We start from the raw sequence: 16104 nt of genomic DNA on the forward strand, positions 1-16104 counted from the left end.
ACGGGACGATCCACTCCGGGCGAGCTGCCGAGATCACCTGCACCCCAACATGATCCACCATGGACCCGTCACCGAGTTACGAGACGTCCCTTAGACCCCACCCCACAACCCCGACAACACCCGATGAGTACGGTTCGACCGCACCGCCGCCCGCTGCTGACCCGCCGTCACCTCGATGTACGTCTGCGACGACGCCAACGACGCGTGCCCCAACAACCGCATGATCTCCGCCGCACTCGCCCCGTCCTCGGCCAACCGCGTCGCGAACGTGTGCCGCAACGCGTGCAACCGGGCACCCGCCGGCACCCGATCACCGATCCCGGCCCGCCGGTAACAGGAATCCACCAGATACTGCAGACCACCCCGCCGCAGCGGCTCACCCCGCCGATCCACCAACAACGGCGAATCCGGCCGGACACTACGGCCACCGAACCGCCGTACCCGACTGTCCAGGTAGGCCACCACCACCTCGTCCAACTCCGGCTCCACAGGCACCACCCGGGGACGACCCCCCTTACCCGACACCTCCACCCGCCGCTCACCGGCCCGCCCACCCACTGACGACACCCGCAGCGCCAACAACTCCGACAGCCGCAACCCCGCGCACAACGCCAACGCCAGCACCGCCACGTCGCGCTCCGGCCACGGGTCCCGCTGCCGACCGTCCTCCCTCGCCACCGACGCCAGCAACTGCTCCGGGGTGTCCTCCCCACGCAGCGGCTTGGGCTGGGGGAGTGGAGCCCGGGGGCGCCCCACCGCCGGCATCGGATTGCCGGCCACGACCTGTTCGGCGACCAGGAACGTGAAGAAGGCGTTCCAACTCGACCAGGCCCGGTGCACCGACGCCGCCGCCCGGGGCGCGGCGAACCGCGCGAACGCCGCCCGCAGGACCCGGGGGGAGAGGTCGACGAGGTGGACCTCGGCGAGGGGGAGGGGAGGGGTGCTCTCCTCGCCGACCAGGGCGAGGACGGTGAGCAGGTCCCGGCGGTACGCGGCCAGGGTGTGCGGGGAGGGCTTACGGGTGGCCCGTGCGGTCAGGAAATCCTCGACGAGCCGCTCCACCGACGTATCCGACTTATCCTGCATAAGGGATATTATGCAGGATTCTCATGTGGATCGGGAGCCGGCAGGGGGTCGGGGTGCCGTGGTCTCGACGGGGTGGTGGTGGAGCCGGTGCGGACGGTCGAGTGGGGGCCGGGCCTGCGGACCTCGGGGCCGGCCGACTGCCGAGCCGGCGACAGACAAGCCGGCGTCGGTGGTGGCGATGTCGGCGTGCCGGTCCGCGGTGGGTCTCGGTCGCTGATGCGTGACCACCTGCGGGCGCAGCAGTCGACGGCTGCGGAGTGGGTGCCGGTCCGACGGCACTGCGCCACGTGACACCCAGATCCCCGGTCGGGGACCCCCGACCAGGTCAACTTTACATAATGTGCATTATCGAATGTGAGCCGTACCGCTGGGAAGTGGCTCTCTCACAGCCCTCCGGAGACCCGCAGGATCGTCCCCGTGGTGTACGAGGCCTCCGGGCCGAGCAGCCACGCCACGGCGGCGGCCACCTCGTCGGGTTCGCCGGGCCGTCCCAGCGGGATCCGCCCGGCGGCGCGCTCGGGCCGGTCGGGCACGCCGGAGACGGCGTGGATCTCGGTACGGACGATGCCGGGTGCGACGGCGTTGACCCGGATGCCCCGGGGGGCGAGTTCCTTGGCCAGGCCGACGGTGAGGGTCTCGGCGGCGGCCTTGGCGGCGGCGTAGTGGACGTACTCCCCTGGGCTGCCGAGGGCGGCGGCGACCGACGAGATGTTGACGATGGCGCCGCCGGTGGGTAGGCGGCGGGCGGCCTGTCGGGCGCAGAGGAGGTAGCCGACGACGTTGACGTCGACGACGCGGCGCAGGTCCTCGACGTGGAGGTCGGCGAGGGGTCCGATGGGGCTGGTGACGCCGGCGTTGTTGACCAGGCCGGTGATCGGGCCGAGGTCGGCGGCGGCGTCGAAAAGGTCGGTGACGGCGTCGGGGTCGGTGGTGTCGACGGGCAGGGCGAGACCGCGTCGGCCGGTGGCGTGGATGTCGGCGAGGACGGCGGCGGCGGAGTCGTGGTCGCGGCGGTAGCAGATGACGACGTCGTGGCCGTCGGTGGCGAGGCGGCGGGCGGTGGCGGCGCCGATGCCGCGTCCCCCGCCGGTGACGATGGTCAATGGTGGCACTGTCTTCCCCCTGCCGTGGGTGGTGGCGGTGAGGCTACCGTGACGGGGTCGTGTCGGCGGGTGGTCCTCAGAGGGGTCTCCCCCGGCCCTGCCGGATGGTCGTCGAGGTGTGGAGGTGCGTGATGGTGGATGTCGGTGACGTGGTGGAGGACTTCGAGCTGCCGGACCAGGCGGGTGTGCCGCGTCGGTTGTCGGAGTTCCTGGAGTCGGGGCCGGTGGTGTTGTTCTTCTACCCGGCGGCGCTGACGCGGGGGTGCACGGTGGAGAGTTGCCACTTCCGGGATCTGGCGGCGGAGTTCGCGGCGGTGGGGGCGACGCGGGTGGGGATCAGTCGGGATCCGGTGGCGCGGCAGGCGGAGTTCGCCGACCGGCACGGTTTCGACTATCCGTTGTTGTCCGACGAGGAGGGGGTGGTGGCGCAGCGGTTCGGGGTGCGGCGGCGGTTGCCGTTGGGTCCGTTGGGGACGCGGCGGATGACGTTCGTGATCGGGGTGGATCGGCGGGTGTTGGGGGTGGTGCACAGCGAGTTGAAGATGAACGAGCACGCGGATGCGGCGTTGCGGGTGTTGGGGGGTTGATCCCCGGCGTGGTGGGTGTCTGAGGTGGCTGGTATCAAGGCAGGGTTCAGACAGGTGTACGGAAGAAGAGGTTGCTGATGGGTGCCGGCGGCGAGGGTTTGTCCACTGACGAGGTGCAGAGCATCCGGGAGGCTCTGGCGGCGGGGCGTAAGCCGAAGGTGGTGTTCACCGCGTCGGCGGGGCAGGTCGTCGGGCAGGTGGGGCAGGTGGTGGAGTTGACCGATCCTGCGGTGTCGGACGAGTTCGTGGTGGTCCGGTTCGGGCGTGACGAGTTGCCCTTCTCCCCCGGTGACGTGGCGGTGGCGCCTCGGGGTGCGGGGCGTCGGGTGGCGGAGCCGAAGGTGGAGGTCGAGCCGGAGGTGGTGGAGTCGAAGCCGGTGGAGCCGGAGTTCGTGTTGGATCAGCGGCCGCCGGTGCCCCGGCAGCAGCAGCGGGAGGAGTCGAGGGTGGAGACGGTGGAGGCGGCGGAGGCGAAGCCGGCGCGGCGGGTGGTGAAGGCGGCGAAGCCGAAGCCGCCGGCGGGGTTGACGGTGACGTTGGCCTATGCGGAGGGTGAGTGGACGGTGGCGGCGCAGCAGGGCAGCAAGTCGTTGGCGAAGCCGTACGTGGTGAAGCCGGCGGAGGCGTTGCGGATGGTGGCGTTGGTGGATGTTCCGGGGGTGCAGGAGGCGGTGGAGCAGATCATGGCGGTGGAGCGGTCGGAGGCGGAGCAGCAGGCGGAGAAGTTGCGGGCGGAGTTGGCGGAGATCGAGGCGCGGTTGGCGGAGTTGCGCGAGGCGGGTTGATCCTGCGGTGGGTGTGGGCGGCCGTGTGGGAGGGGGTTTCTTCTCCGGCGCGGCCGTTCTGCTGTGGTGGGTGTGGGTCGGCCCCGGTGCGCGTGGGTGGCGTACCGGGGCCGTGGTGTGGGTGGGTCAGTTCTGGGGGATGTGGGCGACGCCGATGCGTTTGCGGAAGACCCAGTAGGTCCAGCCTTGGTAGGCCAGGACGACGGGGGTGAACAGGACGGCGACCCAGGTCATGATCGTGAGGGTGTAGTGGGTGGAGGCGGCGTTGGTGGCGGTGAGGGTGCCGGTGGGGTCGGCGGTGGAGGGTAGGACGTTGGGGAACAGGGCGGTGAAGAGGGTGGCGACGGTGAGGGCGATGGCCAGGGCGGTGCCGGTGAAGGCCCAGCCTTCGCGGCGGGCGCGGGTGGCGGCGAGGCCGGCGAGGAGGGCGAGGGCGGCGGTGACGGCGAGGGTGGTGGCGGCGGTGTTGTGGCGGATGGTGAGGGTCCAGGTGAGGAAGGTGGTGGCGAGGGCGGCGGCGGCGAGGCCGAGGCGGAGGGCGAGGGTGCGGGCGCGGTGGCGGATGTCGCCGACGGTTTTGAGGGCGATGAAGACGGCGCCGTGGGTGGCGAAGAGGGTGGCGGTGGTGGCGCCGCCGAGGAGTGCGTAGGGGTTGAGGAGGTCGGTGAGGCCGCCGATGTATTCGTGGTCGGCGTCGAGGGGTACGCCGCGCAGGATGTTGGCGAAGGCGACGCCCCAGAGGATGGCGGGGATGAGGGAGCCGATGAAGATGGCGGTGTCCCAGCGTTTCTTCCAGGAGGCTTCGGGTCGTTTGTGGCGGTATTCGAAGGCGACGCCTCGGATGATGAGGGCGAGGAGGATGAGCAGGAGGGGGAGGTAGAAGCCGGAGAAGAGGGTGGCGTACCACTCGGGGAAGGCGGCGAACATGGCGCCGCCTGCGGTGATGAGCCAGACCTCGTTGCCGTCCCAGACGGGTCCGATGGTGTTGATCATGACTCGGCGTTCGCGGTCGTTGCGGCCGAGGGCGGGTAGGAGCATGCCGACGCCGAAGTCGAAGCCTTCGAGGATGAAGTAGCCGGTGAAGAGGCCGGCGATGAGGAGAAACCAGACGGTGGTGAGGTCCACGGTGGGGCTCCGGGGTCAGTAGGCGAAGGCGAGGGGGCGGTCGTTGTCGTCGGTGTCGTCGTCGGGTTCGGTGGGTTGGGTGATCTCGGGTACGCCGGCTTTGGCGTAGCGGAGCAGGAGTTTGACCTCGACGACGGCGAGGGTGGCGTAGATGAGGGTGAAGGCGGCGAAGCTGGTGAGGACTTCGGTGAGGCTGACGCTGCGGGAGACGCCGTCGCGGGTGAGCATCTCGCCGAAGACGATCCAGGGTTGGCGGCCCATCTCGGTGAAGATCCAGCCGAAGGAGTTGGCGAGGAGGGGCAGGATGGGCATGATCACTGCGGCGCGCAGGAGCCAGCGGCTGCGGGGGGTGCGGCCTCGGCGTTGGGCCCAGAGGACCCAGAGGGCGATGGCGGCGGCGGCGAGGCCGAAGCCGATCATGAAGCGGAAGCTCCAGTAGGCGACGGGGATGATCGGGGCGTAGTCGCCGGGGCCGTACTGGGCGGCGTACTGGGCCTGGAGGTCGTTGATGCCGTGGACGGTGCCGTTGGGGTCCCCGGTGCTGAGGAAGGAGAGCAGGTAGGGGATCTTGAGGGCGAAGACCTCCCGGCTGCCGTCGAGGCTGCCGACGGTGAGCACGGAGAAGGCGGCGGGGCTCTCGGTGGTGTAGAGGCCCTCGGCGGCGGCCATCTTCATCGGCTGCACCTCGGTCATGATCTTGCTCTGGATGTCGCCGGTCACCAGCACTCCGGCGGTGGAGATCAGGGCGACGACGGAGCCCATCTTGGCGGCGAAGCGGTAGGCGGGGGTGTCGGGGTTGTCGGGGCGGCGGATGAGGTGCCAGACGGCGACGGCGACGAGGAGGCTGCCGGCGACGAGGAAGCTGCCGAAGATGGTGTGCGGGAAGGTGACGAGGGCGACTTTGTTGGTGAGGACGGCGACGAAGTCGGTGAGTTCGGCGCGTCCGCTGTCGGGGTTGATGCGGTAGCCGACGGGGTTCTGCATCCAGGAGTTGGCGGCGAGGATGAAGTAGGCGCTGAGGTTGCTGCCGATGGCGGCGGCCCAGATGCTGGCCAGGTGGAGGCGTCGGGGTAGTCGGTCCCATCCGAAGATCCACAGGCCGATGAAGGTGGATTCGAGGAAGAAGGCGACGAGGGCTTCGATGGCCAGGGGTGCGCCGAAGATGTCGCCGACGAAGCGGGAGTAGTCGCTCCAGTTCATGCCGAACTGGAATTCCTGGACGATGCCGGTGACGACGCCCATGGCGAAGTTGATGAGGAAGAGCTTGCCGTAGAATTTGGTGAGTTTGAGGTATTTTTCGTCTCCGGTGCGGTGCCAGAGGGTTTGCAGGATGGCGACCAGGACGGAGAGTCCGATGGTCAGTGGTACGAAGAGAAAGTGGTAGACGGTGGTGACACCGAATTGCCAGCGGGCGACGTCCAACGCGTCCACCAGAACCCCCAGGTCTGCATACTACAAGGCGTAGTAGATACTACTCCCCGTCGTAGGCCGATCGGCAGGGACGGAGGTCCCGAACCGTCCCGGGACCAATGACCTTGATCACGCGGGTCCCGCCGCCGCCACGACGCCTACCGGGCTGCCCACCCGGGCGCACACATGGCAGCATCGACCGCTGATGGACACCCCGCACTCCCCCTGGCGGCCGCCCCTGCTGTGGCGCGGCGCGCAACTGTTCGCCCGGGTCCTGGTCGCGCTGCTCGCCCGGCTGCACGTCACCGGCGACGTCCCCGCGCACCTGCGTCGGGGGCCCCTGATCCTCACCGCCAACCACATCAGCCCGTTCGACCCGATCGTGCTGGCCGCCGCCTGCTCCGGGCTGGGGGTATCCCCCCGGATCATGGCCACCGCCGGACTGTTCCGGTTCCCGGTGGTGGGGACGGCGATGCGGCACTGCGGGCACATCCGGGTCGACAGGGGCACCGCCGCCGTCGGGCGGGCCCTGGACGACGCCGCGACGGCCGCCGGCGACTCGGTGGTGCTGCTCTACCCGGAGGGGCGCATCGGACTCGACCCCGGCCTGTGGCCCGAACGCGGCAAGACCGGCGCGGCGCGGCTCGCCCTGGGCACCGGGGTCACCGTCGTCCCGGTGGCCCAGTGGGGATCCCACGAGGTCCTGCCGTACCGGGCGCCCCGGGGGATGCTGCGGGCCGTGGCCCGCGCGGTGGTGCGCCGACCGGTCGTCCGGGTGCACTTCGGTGCCCCCGTCGACCTGGGTGACCTGCGTGTCGGTGCGCCGGGGGCGGCCCGGCGGGCCACCGACCGGATCGTCGACGCGATCACCGAGGCGCTGGTCCCGCTGCGGCCGGACGAACCCGACGTCGCCCGGCACGTCGACCCCAGCCGGCCGGTGGACACCAGCCGGGTCCACCGGCGGCGGGTCGAGGGCGGCTGACCCGGTCCGGTCAGCTGCCCTGCCACGCCCGGAGCACCTCGGCGACGGCCACCGCGACGGGGGTCACCGGGGCGGCCGCCTCGGCCAGGTCCTGGAGCAGGGTCCGTATCCGGGCCGGTGGTGCCGGCTGTGGGCCGGTGAGTTCGGCGCGCAGGTCGGCGGCGAGGGCCCGGGCCGGGGGCGGAAGGTGTCCCCGGTGCCGGTCGAGGACCTCCACCAGGCCGGTGAGCAGGGCCGTGAGGTCGGCGGGGCCGGAGGCGGTCAGGCCACCGCCGACGGCGTACGCGCCGGGGCCGACGGCCTGGTTGCCGACCTGGCTGACCCCGCCGGACTGTTGGATGCCGTAGTTGACCGGGTTGTCGGGCACCGGTTTCCCCTCTCCCCTGTGTTCAGGTGTCGCGTCGCTGCCGGCCGGTGGTGTCACCGGTGGTGCCCTGGTCGGGGGTGTTGGTCTGGTCGGCTCGTGCCCCGGCCCCGACGGCCTGGTTGCCGACCACGCTCAGTCCCCCGGTCTGGATCACTCCCTGGTTGAGGATGGTGGTCTGTCGGGTGCGGAACTCCGCGGCGTCGACTCCCCGGGCGTCGAGGAAGTCGACGATGGCGGCCAGGACGTGCCGTTCGACGACCTTGAGGTGTTTGGCGGCGTCGAGGACCTGGAAGTAGTTGTGGTAGCCGGTGCCGGTGGCCAGTTCCCGTACTCCGGTGCGGGCGCCGTAGTCGTAGCCCAGGTCCTCGCGGGCCAGGCGGCGCAGCCGGGCCTGTCGTCGCCCGTGTCGCCCCTCGCGCAGCAGGTCACGGGCCAGTCGTGCGGGTGCGCCGAGGGCGGTGCGCAGCAGCGTCTGGGTGCCGGTGGTCAGCAGCCGTACGAGGTGGGTGGCCGGTAGCCACTCGGTGAGCCGGTCCACGTCGTGGTAGCCCAGTCGGGGTGGTTGCAGGACGGTGCGGGCGCACTCCAGGTAGAGCACCTTGCCGTCGGTGGAGAAGTGCAGGAACGTTCCGGCCACCACCTCCCCTCCCCAGGAGGGGACGAGGGCGCACAGGTAGTGGCGGGCCGCGCCGCGTGGCCGGGCGGCGACCTGGCGTACCTGCTGGTCGGTGAAGCGTTGCCGGGGCATGCGTTGTCGGTCGGGCAGCAGCCTGCGGTCGTCGGTGAGCAGCCGGCCGTGGACGAAGACCCGGTCCTGCAGGACCAGTCCGGCCAGGCCGTCCAGGCCGGCGGGGTCGGCCCGGACGGCGGCGAGGTGGTCGCGGACGTGGTCGATCAGGTCGACGACGTCGAAGGTGACGGTGGTCGTGGGCTGGTCGGGGCGGCCGACGAGGGGGTCGGCGGCCACGATCGGCAGGGCGAACGACCAGCCGACGACGGGGTCGCCGTAGCCGACGAACGGGTCGTATCCGCCGTAGACGGTGACGTTGCCGCGTTGGGCGGCCTGTAGCGCCGCCAGTCGGGTGCCGTGGCGGCCCTCCTCGGTGGGGGGTGTGGTGGGGGGTCGGAACAGTCCCCGGCGCAGGCGGGTCGCCAGCAGCCACCGGGTGCCGGCCAGGTGCAGGACGAGGGCCAGGTAGGCGGCGACGCCGAAGGGCAGGGCCAGCCAGGGGCGGCCGACCAGCCAGTCGAGCAGGGGGTCGCCGGAGGTGTCCTCGGCGACCCGGTCGAGTTGCAGGAGCAGGATCCCGGAGGCCAGTGCGGCGGTGAGGGTGCCCAGCAGTGGGGCGAGCAGGTCGTGGCGGGGGTGGCGTCGGGGGGTGAGCGCGGTGGCGAGGGTCATCGCGGCTGCGGCCAGGAGGGTCCACAGCGGGGAGATCAGCACTGCGGCGCCGCCGGTGAGCAGCAGCCACGCGTCGCGTCCGCAGCGTCGTCGTCGGGCGTGCAGGCAGTGGCGCAGGACGGTGGTGAGGTCGAATCCGACCGAGGGGGCCACGGCACGCAGGTCGTCGTCGAAGGCTTCGGCGAGGACCCGTTCGGTGAAGGTCTCGTCGGTGTGGGCGGCGGCGCACAGGTAGCGGGTGGCTTCGCTGTGCAGGCCGATGTCCTCGGGTGGGTCGCTCTGGTGGGGTACCACGGTCATCCCCGTTCCGGGTCGGACAGGTGGGTGTGGGACGCCGCCCAGGCGAGCAGGGCCCCGGACAGGACGCAGAAGTACAGGCCGCCGGTGAGGGTGGTCAGGACCGAGGGGATCAGGGACGTGCCACGGAGCAGGGGGTCGTCGAGCAGGAGTTGGGTGAGGGCGGCGGCGAGGGTGCCGCCGGTGGCTCCGAGCAGGGGGGCGGCGAGCAGGGCGAGGGTGCGCCACAGGGCGGTGGGGGCGGCGGTGGTGGCGAGGCGGCGCAGCAGCCAGATGGTGATGATCAGGAACAGCAGGGTGCGGAGGTTCCCGGCGAGCCACAGCCAGGTGGTGTCCGGGTCGGTGGGGCGGGGGTCCCAGGTGGGCCAGGACGCGGCGACGAGGATGGTGACGGCGAGGACGACGAGGAGTCCGGCGGTGCCGTCGGCGTCGGGGAGCGCGTAGCGGACCTGGTGGATCAGGTCGGTGGCCCAGGGGTTGCCGAGGGCCAGGACGGTGAGCAGCAGGATCCGGGCGGTGACGGGCAGCCGTGCTGGGGTGGGGGTGGTCGGGTCGGGCAGCCGGGCCGGCAGCGGGTCCAGCGGCCGGAGCACCAGTGGTGGTGGGTGCTGCCCGGGGCCGGACGGCGGCAGGGTCATCCTGTCATGGTCACGCCGCGCGTCGGTGTGGTCACCGGCACTGTCGTATATCCGAACGACGGTGGGGTGTCGGGATCGGTCACGCCCCGGTCGTCGGGGTGTCGTCCGGGGCCGGGATACTGCGGGCGTGCCCTGTGGTTACCTCGACGTGCCTGGTCCGTTGGCCTTCGCCCACCGTGGTGGTGCCGCCGACGGGGACGAGAACACGGTGGGCGCGTTCACGCGTGCCGTGGAGTTGGGTTACCGGTACGTGGAGACCGACGTGCACGCCACCGCCGACGGGGTGGCGGTGGTGTTCCACGATCCGACGCTGCGTCGGGTGACGGGTGAGCCGGGGCGTCTGGCCGACCTGCGGTGGGCTGATCTGGCGTCGGTGCGGGTCGGTGGGGCGGCGGTGGTTCCCCGGCTGGACGAGGTGCTCACCGCCTGGCCGCAGGTCCGGTTCAACATCGACGTGAAGTCCGACGGTGGGGTGGAGCCGACGGTGGCGACCGTGGGTCGTGCCGGTGCGGGTGGTCGGGTGTTGTTGGCGTCGTTCAGTGACGCCCGGCTGTCGCGGTTGCGGGTGTTGACGGCGGGGCGGGTGGCGACCAGCCTGGGGATGCGGGGGGTGGCCCGGCTGAGGTTGGCGTCGCTGCACGGCCGGCGGGTGCGGTTGCCGCCGTCGGTGGTGGCCGCGCAGGTGCCGCCCCGTTACGGTCGGGTGCCGGTGGTCGACCGGCGGTTCCTGGCCTACTGTCACCGGCTCGGTCTGCAGGTGCACGTCTGGACGATCGACGAACCCACCGAGATGCACGAGTTACTTGATCTCGGGGTGGATGGCATCATGACCGATCACGTCGGCGTGTTGCGCGACGTCTATCTCAGCCGCGGCCACTGGGCCGCCTGAACCCGAGGACCCCCATTGGCCGAGACGGTCATTCCCACCCGGTCCGAGCCGGGCAGTACCCGCCGGGAACGGACGGGCTGGTATCTGTACGACTGGGCCATGTCGGCCTTCTCCACGACGGTGTTGACGGTGTTCCTGGGGCCGTTCCTGACCAGTGTCGCGAAGCTCGCCGCCGGGTGTGAGCTGGGTGCCGACGACTGTGTGGGGTACGTGTACCCGTTGGGGGTGAAGGTCGCCGCCGGGTCGTACTTTCCGTACCTGGTGTCGGCGTCGGTGTTCCTGACGGTGTTCGTGCTGCCCATCGTCGGGGCGGTGGCCGACCGGTCGGCGCACAAGAAGCGGATCCTGGCGGTCACGGCGTTCACCGGGGCGGGGGCGACGATCGCCATGGTCTTCGTGACCGGGGATCGGTATCTGCTCGGTGGTGGCCTGTTCGTGGTGGCGAACATCGCGTTCGGGGCGTCGGTGGTGGTGTACAACTCGTTCCTGCCGCATCTGGGTGGGCCCGACGACCGGGATGCGATCTCCAGCCGGGGTTGGGCGTTGGGGTATCTGGGCGGTGGGTTGCTGTTGGCGTTGAACCTGGTCGTGGTGACGATGTTCAGCCGGGACGGGGACGGGCAGCGGACGTTGGATCTGGCGCGGGCGTCGATCGTGTCGGCCGGGGTGTGGTGGGCGGTGTTCACCCTGGCGCCGTTGCGGTGGTTGCGGGAGCGTCCGAGTGTCGACGCGGTAGCGGGTGCCGGTGGCCGGGGCAACGTGCTCGTCGACGGGTTCCGGCAGTTGGGTCGGACGTTGCGTCAGATCAGGGCGTACCCGTTGACGTTGTTCTTCCTGCTGGCGTTCCTGGTCTACAACGACGGGATCCAGACGGTCATCGCGTTGGCCAGTCAGTACGGCACGGAGGAGTTGAAGCTGGAGCAGGGCACCCTGATCGTGACGATCCTGCTGGTGCAGTTCCTGGCGTTCGGTGGGGCGTTGTTGTTGGGGGCGTTGGCCAAGCGGATCGGGGCGTGGAAGACGGTCCTGTTGAGTCTGGTGCTGTGGACGGGGGTGATCCTGGCCGCGTTCTGGTTGCCGGCGCAGGCCCCGGTGCACTTCATGATCCTGGGTGGGGCGATCGGTCTGGTCCTCGGTGGCAGTCAGGCGTTGAGCCGGTCGCTGTTCAGTCAGCTCATCCCTGCGGGGAAGGAGGGCGAGTACTACGGCTTCTACGAGATCAGCGACAAGGGCACGAGTTGGCTCGGTCCGTTGGCGTTCGGGCTGGTGTTCCAGTTGACGAACTCGTACCGGGTGGGACTGGTCTCGTTGTTGATCTTCTTCGTGGTCGGGTTCGCGTTGTTGGCGGCCGTACCGATCCGGCGGGCCATCATCGCCGCCGGCAACACTCCCCCACGGGTGCTGTGACGAGGCGGGCCGATTCGGGGGCGTCGATCGGCTAGGCTGCCCTGCCGTGACCGTCGACGACGCCATCTCCTCCCCGACCTGCCAGGCCGGTTCCCGGCCCGACCCGGGCCCCGGGTGCGCCGCGAACCGGGGCGTGAACGGGCGGCCCCTGCACGCGGCGGCGTTGAAGTTCTTCTGGGGGCCGATGGACTGCGGCAAGTCCACGATGGCGTTGCAGATGAACCACAACCACGCCCGGCAGGGCCGTCGGGGGTTGGTGACGACCCGGCTGGACAGGTCGTTGGGGCCGCAGGTCACCACCCGGATCGGGTTGGCGCACACCGCCATCGAGGTGACCGAGGGGATGGACCTTCGGGCGCTGGTGCGCGACGCGCGCGCCGACGGTGTCGGGGTGGACTACCTGATCTGCGACGAGGCGAGCTTCTACGACGTCGAGCACATCGAGCAGATGGCCGAACTGGTCGACCACGACGACGTCGACGTGTACGCGTTCGGGTTGGCCACCGACTTCCGGGCCCAGCTGTTCCCGGCGGCGAGGCGGCTGTTCGAGCTGGCCGACGAGGTGGCGCGGATCCAGGTCGAGGTGCTGTGCTGGTGTGGGCGGGAGGGGCGGCTCAACGCCCGGGTGGTCGACGGGCGGGTGGTCCGTGAGGGTGAGCAGGTCGTCATCGGCGACACCGTGGACACCGCCCGGGTGCGATACCAGGTGTTGTGCCGTCGGCACCACCGCACCGGTGACCTGGGCGGGTGAGCGGGGGGCCGGTTCAGTAGGGGTCGCCGCAGACCTTCCACCCGTCGCCGTCGCGGACCACCCGCAGGTCACGGTCGTCGCTGGTGGCGTTCTCCCGCTCCAGGCGTACGCCGACGGTGCCCTCGGGGCGTCCGCTGCGGGTGGTGACCGACACGTCGAGCAGGTGGTAGCCGGTGACCTGAGGTGGGGTGCGTACCCACTGGTCGAACCCGATGCGGCTCCACCGGGTCCGGGCGTCGGCGCACAGCAGGTCGTAGGCGCCGTCGGTGTCACCGTCGGACAGGTCCTGTAGGAACCCGTCGGCGGTCTGCCGGACCGGCCCGTCGGCCTGCCGGACGACCTGGACGTTCCACAGGCCCAGCCCGGCCACCCCGGTGCAGCACAGCGCCACCGCGCACCCGGCGATCAGCATCCCGGCCCGGACCGGGCGGCGCGGCCGGGCCGGTCGGGTCCACCCGTCACCGCCCACACCTGTCGACCGTAGAGAACCCGAGGGCACCCCCGCAGCGACTTCCCCGTGGTGGCGGTCAGCGGCGGCGGGCGCGGGCGGCCCAGATGACGTAGGACGGGTCGCGGTCGAGGTTGTGCCGGTCGCGGTCGTAGCGGCGGGTGGTGCGGGGGTCGGCGTGGCCCATCGCGTCCTGGACGTCTTCGAGGGGTACGCCTTCGGCGCGGGCGGTGGTGGCGAAGGCGTGGCGCAGGGAGTGGGGGGACAGCTTCGACCAGGTGGACAGGCCGGCGGCCTGGGCGAGTCGGCGGACCAGTCGGAACACCGAGTGTCTGTCGAGTCGGCCGCCGCCGGCGGTGACCAGCAGGGGGCCGGTCAGGTCGGTGACCGTCACCCCGGTGGTGGTGGCGCGGTGGGTGAGGTAGGCGTCCACGGCGTGGGCGGTGCCGGGGGTGAGGGCGCGGCGGCGTTGTTTGCCGCCCTTGCCGACGAACCGGATGCTGCGGTGGCCGCGTTCGGTGCCGAGGTCGGTGAGGTCCAGGGAGACCACTTCCCCGACCCGCAGGCCCAGGTCGGCCAGGAGGGCGAGGGCGGCCCGGTTGCGGTGGGCGGTGGGGCCGGTGTCGGCGTCGGCGGCGGCGAACAGCCGGTCCACCTCCTCGGGGCTCAGGCCGACGGTGGACGAGTGGTCCCGGTCGATGCGGGGTCGGTCGGCGCCGGCGACCGGGTTGGCCTCGACGGCCCGCAGTTTGACCAGGAAGTCGTACCAGCTGGACAGGGCGGAGAGGCGGCGGGCCACGGTGGCGGGGGTCAGCGGGCGGCCGGTGCGGGCGGCGAGGCTGGACTCCAGGTGGCGGGCGTAGTCGTTGACGTCGAGGAAGTTGGCGCGCAGGGGGTCGAGGTCCCCGGCGGCGCACCAGGTGAGCCAGGTGGTGACGTCCCGGCGGTAGGCGTCGCGGGTGTGGGCGGACAGCCGCCGGTTGCGCAGCCAGGCCTCGGTGAAGTCGGTGGGGCCGGTGGGCAGGGCGAGGCGGGCCGACGAGCGGGTGGGAACGACCGGGAGGTGCATGTGAAAAATGTTCTCAGCGGTCGGCCGGTGACGCGACCCGCCGCGCCGGGTTTGACGGCGGGAGGTCGACGGGCGTCCGGGCGTGGACCCCGTCGGGGGGCTGGTGTCGGTCAGAGGGTCAGGACCGCCGCGGCCACGGCGAAGTAGATGAGCAGGCCCGTCGCGTCGACGAGGGTGGTCACCATGGGGGCGGAGATCACGGCCGGGTCGATGCGCAGTCGCTTGGCCAGCAGCGGCATGGTGGCCCCGACTGTCGCCGCCCACGCACAGATGATCACCAGGGAGAGTCCGACGACGGTGGCGACCTCGACACCGACGACGACGGTGCCGACGATCATCCCGACGAGGGCCAGCAGCGTACCGAGCAGCAACCCGACGCGGGACTCCCGCCACACCACCCGGGGCAGGTCCGAGCCGCGCAGCTCCCCCACCGCCAGGGCCCGCACGGCGGCGGTGGTGGCCTGCGCGCCGGTGTTGCCGCCGGTGCCGACCAGCAGCGGGATGAACAACGCCAGCGCGGTGACCTGCTCCAGGGTGGCTTCGAAGATCTGCAGGACGTTGACGGTGAGCACCGAGGCCACGATCAGCAGGAGCAGCCAGGGGGCACGGGACCGGGCCAGCCGCCACACGCTGACCGCCATGTAGTGCCCGGCCCAGGGGGCGGAGGCCGCCTGCCGGGCCACGTCCTCGGTGTCGGCCGCCTCGATGATCTCCATGGCGTCGTCGATGGTGAGCAGTCCCACCAGGCGGTCCTCGCTGTCGACCACCGGAAGGGCCAGGACGTTGGTCTCGCGGACCAGCCGGGCGGCGGCCTCGGCGGGGTCGGTGGCCCGGGCGCGGGCCACCGAGGTGTCGACGACGTCGTCCAGGGGGCGGTCCGGTGCGCTGAGGACCACGTCGCGCAGCTCGACGACGCCGACCAGACGCCGACCGGCGTCCACGACCGGCAGGGTGTACACCGTCTCGGCGTGCGCGCCCCGTTCCCGGACCAGACGCAACGCCGCCCCGGCGGTCAACTGCCGGGGCAGCACCACCGTCTCCGGGGTCATGAGCTGCCCGACGGAACGGGCCGGGTAGCCGAGCAGCGTCGCGGTCAGCCGACGTTCGTGGGCCGACAGCCCCGCCAGGACCCGTTGGGCCACCTTCGCCGGCGCCTCGGAGAGCATCCGCGCCCGGTCGTCGGGGTCCATCTCCTCGACCAGGTCACGGAAGGCCTGATCGCGCAGCCCGGCCAGGATCGCCTGCTGGTCGACCGGTCCCAGCTCCTCGAACACCTCCAGTGCCTGGTCCTTGTCGAGCAGCCGGAACGGCACCCCGGCGGCGACCCGGTCCATGCGGGCCAGTTCGTCGGCGACGACGTATGCGGGCTGCTCGTCGAGCCATCGGCGGACCGAGGCCAGGTCGTTGCGGGCGACCAGTCGGCTCAGGGTGGTCGTCATCGTCGGTTCCCGGTGCGGCGGCTGCGGGTCGTGCCGGTCGGGACGCGGGCGTCGGACATCGCGGACCTCCGGGGTGTGGGGCGGGCGGTGGGACACGGCGTCGGTGCGTCGTGGCGGCCGTGGTCGTCGGCCGAGCCCGGAGGTGCTCGGTGACCGCACGCCGGCGTTCCCGGTCGTCTGGACCCTAACTCACCGACAGTGATCGACACCGGTGGGGGCGGCGGTACGACGTGCGCCCCGACCCCCCCCCGCCGGGGGGGGGGCGCCCCCGGGGGGCGGGGGGGGGGGGGGCGGGTGAGCCCACAACGCAGAAACAACA

Annotated in this window: 16 protein-coding genes; 6 read left to right on the forward strand and 10 right to left on the reverse strand. The window is 71.5% G+C overall.

The features are described from left to right. Positions 1-90: 90 nt before the first annotated feature. Together ABT336_RS23290 and ABT336_RS23295 are read right to left on the reverse strand one after the other, a co-directional pair. Positions 91-1086 (reverse strand): tyrosine-type recombinase/integrase, encoded by a 996-nt coding sequence (locus ABT336_RS23290; RefSeq protein WP_350899038.1) that lies wholly within the window; start codon positions 1084-1086, stop codon positions 91-93. A gap of 383 nt (positions 1087-1469) precedes the next feature. Beyond that, positions 1470-2198, reverse strand: coding sequence for an SDR family NAD(P)-dependent oxidoreductase (locus ABT336_RS23295; RefSeq protein ID WP_350899040.1), 729 nt, complete (start codon positions 2196-2198; stop codon positions 1470-1472). Between the two features lie 122 nt (positions 2199-2320). On the opposite strand from ABT336_RS23295, the gene ABT336_RS23300 reads away from it, so the two are divergent. Together ABT336_RS23300 and ABT336_RS23305 are read left to right on the forward strand one after the other, a co-directional pair. After that, complete coding sequence (locus ABT336_RS23300; RefSeq protein ID WP_350899042.1) at positions 2321-2776, forward strand: peroxiredoxin; 456 nt, start codon at positions 2321-2323, stop codon at positions 2774-2776. A gap of 77 nt (positions 2777-2853) precedes the next feature. Continuing rightward, positions 2854-3561 (forward strand): hypothetical protein, encoded by a 708-nt coding sequence (locus ABT336_RS23305; protein ID WP_350899044.1) that lies wholly within the window; start codon positions 2854-2856, stop codon positions 3559-3561. 126 nt (positions 3562-3687) lie between these two features. Here ABT336_RS23305 and cydB read toward each other — a convergent pair whose 3' ends face one another. Then, positions 3688-4686, reverse strand: a complete 999-nt coding sequence (gene cydB / locus ABT336_RS23310; RefSeq protein WP_350899046.1) for a cytochrome d ubiquinol oxidase subunit II — start codon at positions 4684-4686, stop codon at positions 3688-3690. A 15-nt stretch (positions 4687-4701) separates the two neighbouring features. Beyond that, positions 4702-6117: a cytochrome ubiquinol oxidase subunit I gene (locus tag ABT336_RS23315; protein WP_350899048.1), complete on the reverse strand. Its 1416-nt coding sequence runs from the start codon at positions 6115-6117 to the stop codon at positions 4702-4704. A 184-nt stretch (positions 6118-6301) separates the two neighbouring features. Between ABT336_RS23315 and ABT336_RS23320 the strand changes: the two genes are divergently transcribed. Further along, complete coding sequence (locus ABT336_RS23320; RefSeq protein ID WP_350899050.1) at positions 6302-7078, forward strand: lysophospholipid acyltransferase family protein; 777 nt, start codon at positions 6302-6304, stop codon at positions 7076-7078. 10 nt (positions 7079-7088) lie between these two features. On the opposite strand, the gene ABT336_RS23325 is transcribed toward ABT336_RS23320, so the two are convergent. From ABT336_RS23325 to ABT336_RS23335, 3 genes are read right to left on the reverse strand one after another with little or no spacing between them, the layout of a single operon-like run. After that, positions 7089-7445: a hypothetical protein gene (locus tag ABT336_RS23325; protein WP_350899052.1), complete on the reverse strand. Its 357-nt coding sequence runs from the start codon at positions 7443-7445 to the stop codon at positions 7089-7091. Between the two features lie 22 nt (positions 7446-7467). Beyond that, complete coding sequence (locus ABT336_RS23330) at positions 7468-9147, reverse strand: AbeC-like domain-containing protein (RefSeq protein ID WP_350899054.1); 1680 nt, start codon at positions 9145-9147, stop codon at positions 7468-7470. Then, positions 9144-9782, reverse strand: a complete 639-nt coding sequence (locus tag ABT336_RS23335) for a hypothetical protein (protein ID WP_350899056.1) — start codon at positions 9780-9782, stop codon at positions 9144-9146. Before ABT336_RS23335 ends, ABT336_RS23330 begins: the two co-directional genes overlap by 4 nt. A 127-nt stretch (positions 9783-9909) precedes the next feature. Here ABT336_RS23335 and ABT336_RS23340 point away from each other — a divergent pair, with 127 nt between their 5' ends. From ABT336_RS23340 to ABT336_RS23350, 3 genes are read left to right on the forward strand one after another with little or no spacing between them, the layout of a single operon-like run. Next, entirely contained in the window at positions 9910-10671 is a 762-nt protein-coding gene (locus tag ABT336_RS23340; RefSeq protein ID WP_350899058.1) for a glycerophosphodiester phosphodiesterase family protein, read from the forward strand. Positions 10672-10686: 15 nt separating this feature from the next. Beyond that, positions 10687-12078, forward strand: a complete 1392-nt coding sequence (locus tag ABT336_RS23345) for an MFS transporter (RefSeq protein ID WP_350899059.1) — start codon at positions 10687-10689, stop codon at positions 12076-12078. Positions 12079-12124: 46 nt separating this feature from the next. Further along, a complete protein-coding gene (locus ABT336_RS23350) occupies positions 12125-12829 on the forward strand; it encodes a thymidine kinase (RefSeq protein WP_502891242.1) in 705 nt (234 codons plus the stop codon). A 13-nt stretch (positions 12830-12842) separates the two neighbouring features. Here the strand turns inward: ABT336_RS23350 and ABT336_RS23355 are convergent, their stop codons facing one another. The 3 genes from ABT336_RS23355 to mgtE form a co-directional block, all read right to left on the reverse strand. Then, on the reverse strand, positions 12843-13241 hold the full coding sequence (locus ABT336_RS23355) for an Rv0361 family membrane protein (RefSeq protein ID WP_350899067.1): 399 nt from the start codon (positions 13239-13241) through the stop codon (positions 12843-12845). 115 nt (positions 13242-13356) lie between these two features. Next, positions 13357-14346 carry a tyrosine-type recombinase/integrase gene (locus tag ABT336_RS23360; RefSeq protein ID WP_350899061.1) on the reverse strand — a complete coding sequence of 330 codons (990 nt, stop codon included), beginning with the start codon at positions 14344-14346 and terminating at the stop codon, positions 13357-13359. A gap of 110 nt (positions 14347-14456) precedes the next feature. Next, entirely contained in the window at positions 14457-15785 is a 1329-nt protein-coding gene (mgtE, locus tag ABT336_RS23365; RefSeq protein ID WP_350899063.1) for a magnesium transporter, read from the reverse strand. Between the last annotated feature and the right edge of the window lie 319 nt (positions 15786-16104).

The sequence above is a fragment of the Micromonospora sp. NPDC000207 genome (assembly GCF_040300925.1).
Classification (GTDB): domain Bacteria; phylum Actinomycetota; class Actinomycetes; order Mycobacteriales; family Micromonosporaceae; genus Micromonospora.

Excerpts from the sequence above, each read along its gene's own strand:
- ABT336_RS23305 (WP_350899044.1), top strand. The coding sequence starts at position 2,854 with ATGGGTGCCGGCGGCGAGGGTTTGTCCACTGACGAGGTGCAGAGCATC.
- ABT336_RS23330 (WP_350899054.1), bottom strand. The coding sequence starts at position 9,147 with ATGACCGTGGTACCCCACCAGAGCGACCCACCCGAGGACATCGGCCTG.
- ABT336_RS23360 (WP_350899061.1), bottom strand. The coding sequence starts at position 14,346 with ATGCACCTCCCGGTCGTTCCCACCCGCTCGTCGGCCCGCCTCGCCCTG.
- mgtE (WP_350899063.1), bottom strand. The coding sequence starts at position 15,785 with ATGACGACCACCCTGAGCCGACTGGTCGCCCGCAACGACCTGGCCTCG.
- ABT336_RS23335 (WP_350899056.1), bottom strand. The coding sequence starts at position 9,782 with ATGACCCTGCCGCCGTCCGGCCCCGGGCAGCACCCACCACCACTGGTG.
- ABT336_RS23355 (WP_350899067.1), bottom strand. The coding sequence starts at position 13,241 with ATGCTGATCGCCGGGTGCGCGGTGGCGCTGTGCTGCACCGGGGTGGCC.
- ABT336_RS23300 (WP_350899042.1), top strand. The coding sequence starts at position 2,321 with ATGGTGGATGTCGGTGACGTGGTGGAGGACTTCGAGCTGCCGGACCAG.
- ABT336_RS23320 (WP_350899050.1), top strand. The coding sequence starts at position 6,302 with ATGGACACCCCGCACTCCCCCTGGCGGCCGCCCCTGCTGTGGCGCGGC.
- ABT336_RS23290 (WP_350899038.1), bottom strand. The coding sequence starts at position 1,086 with ATGCAGGATAAGTCGGATACGTCGGTGGAGCGGCTCGTCGAGGATTTC.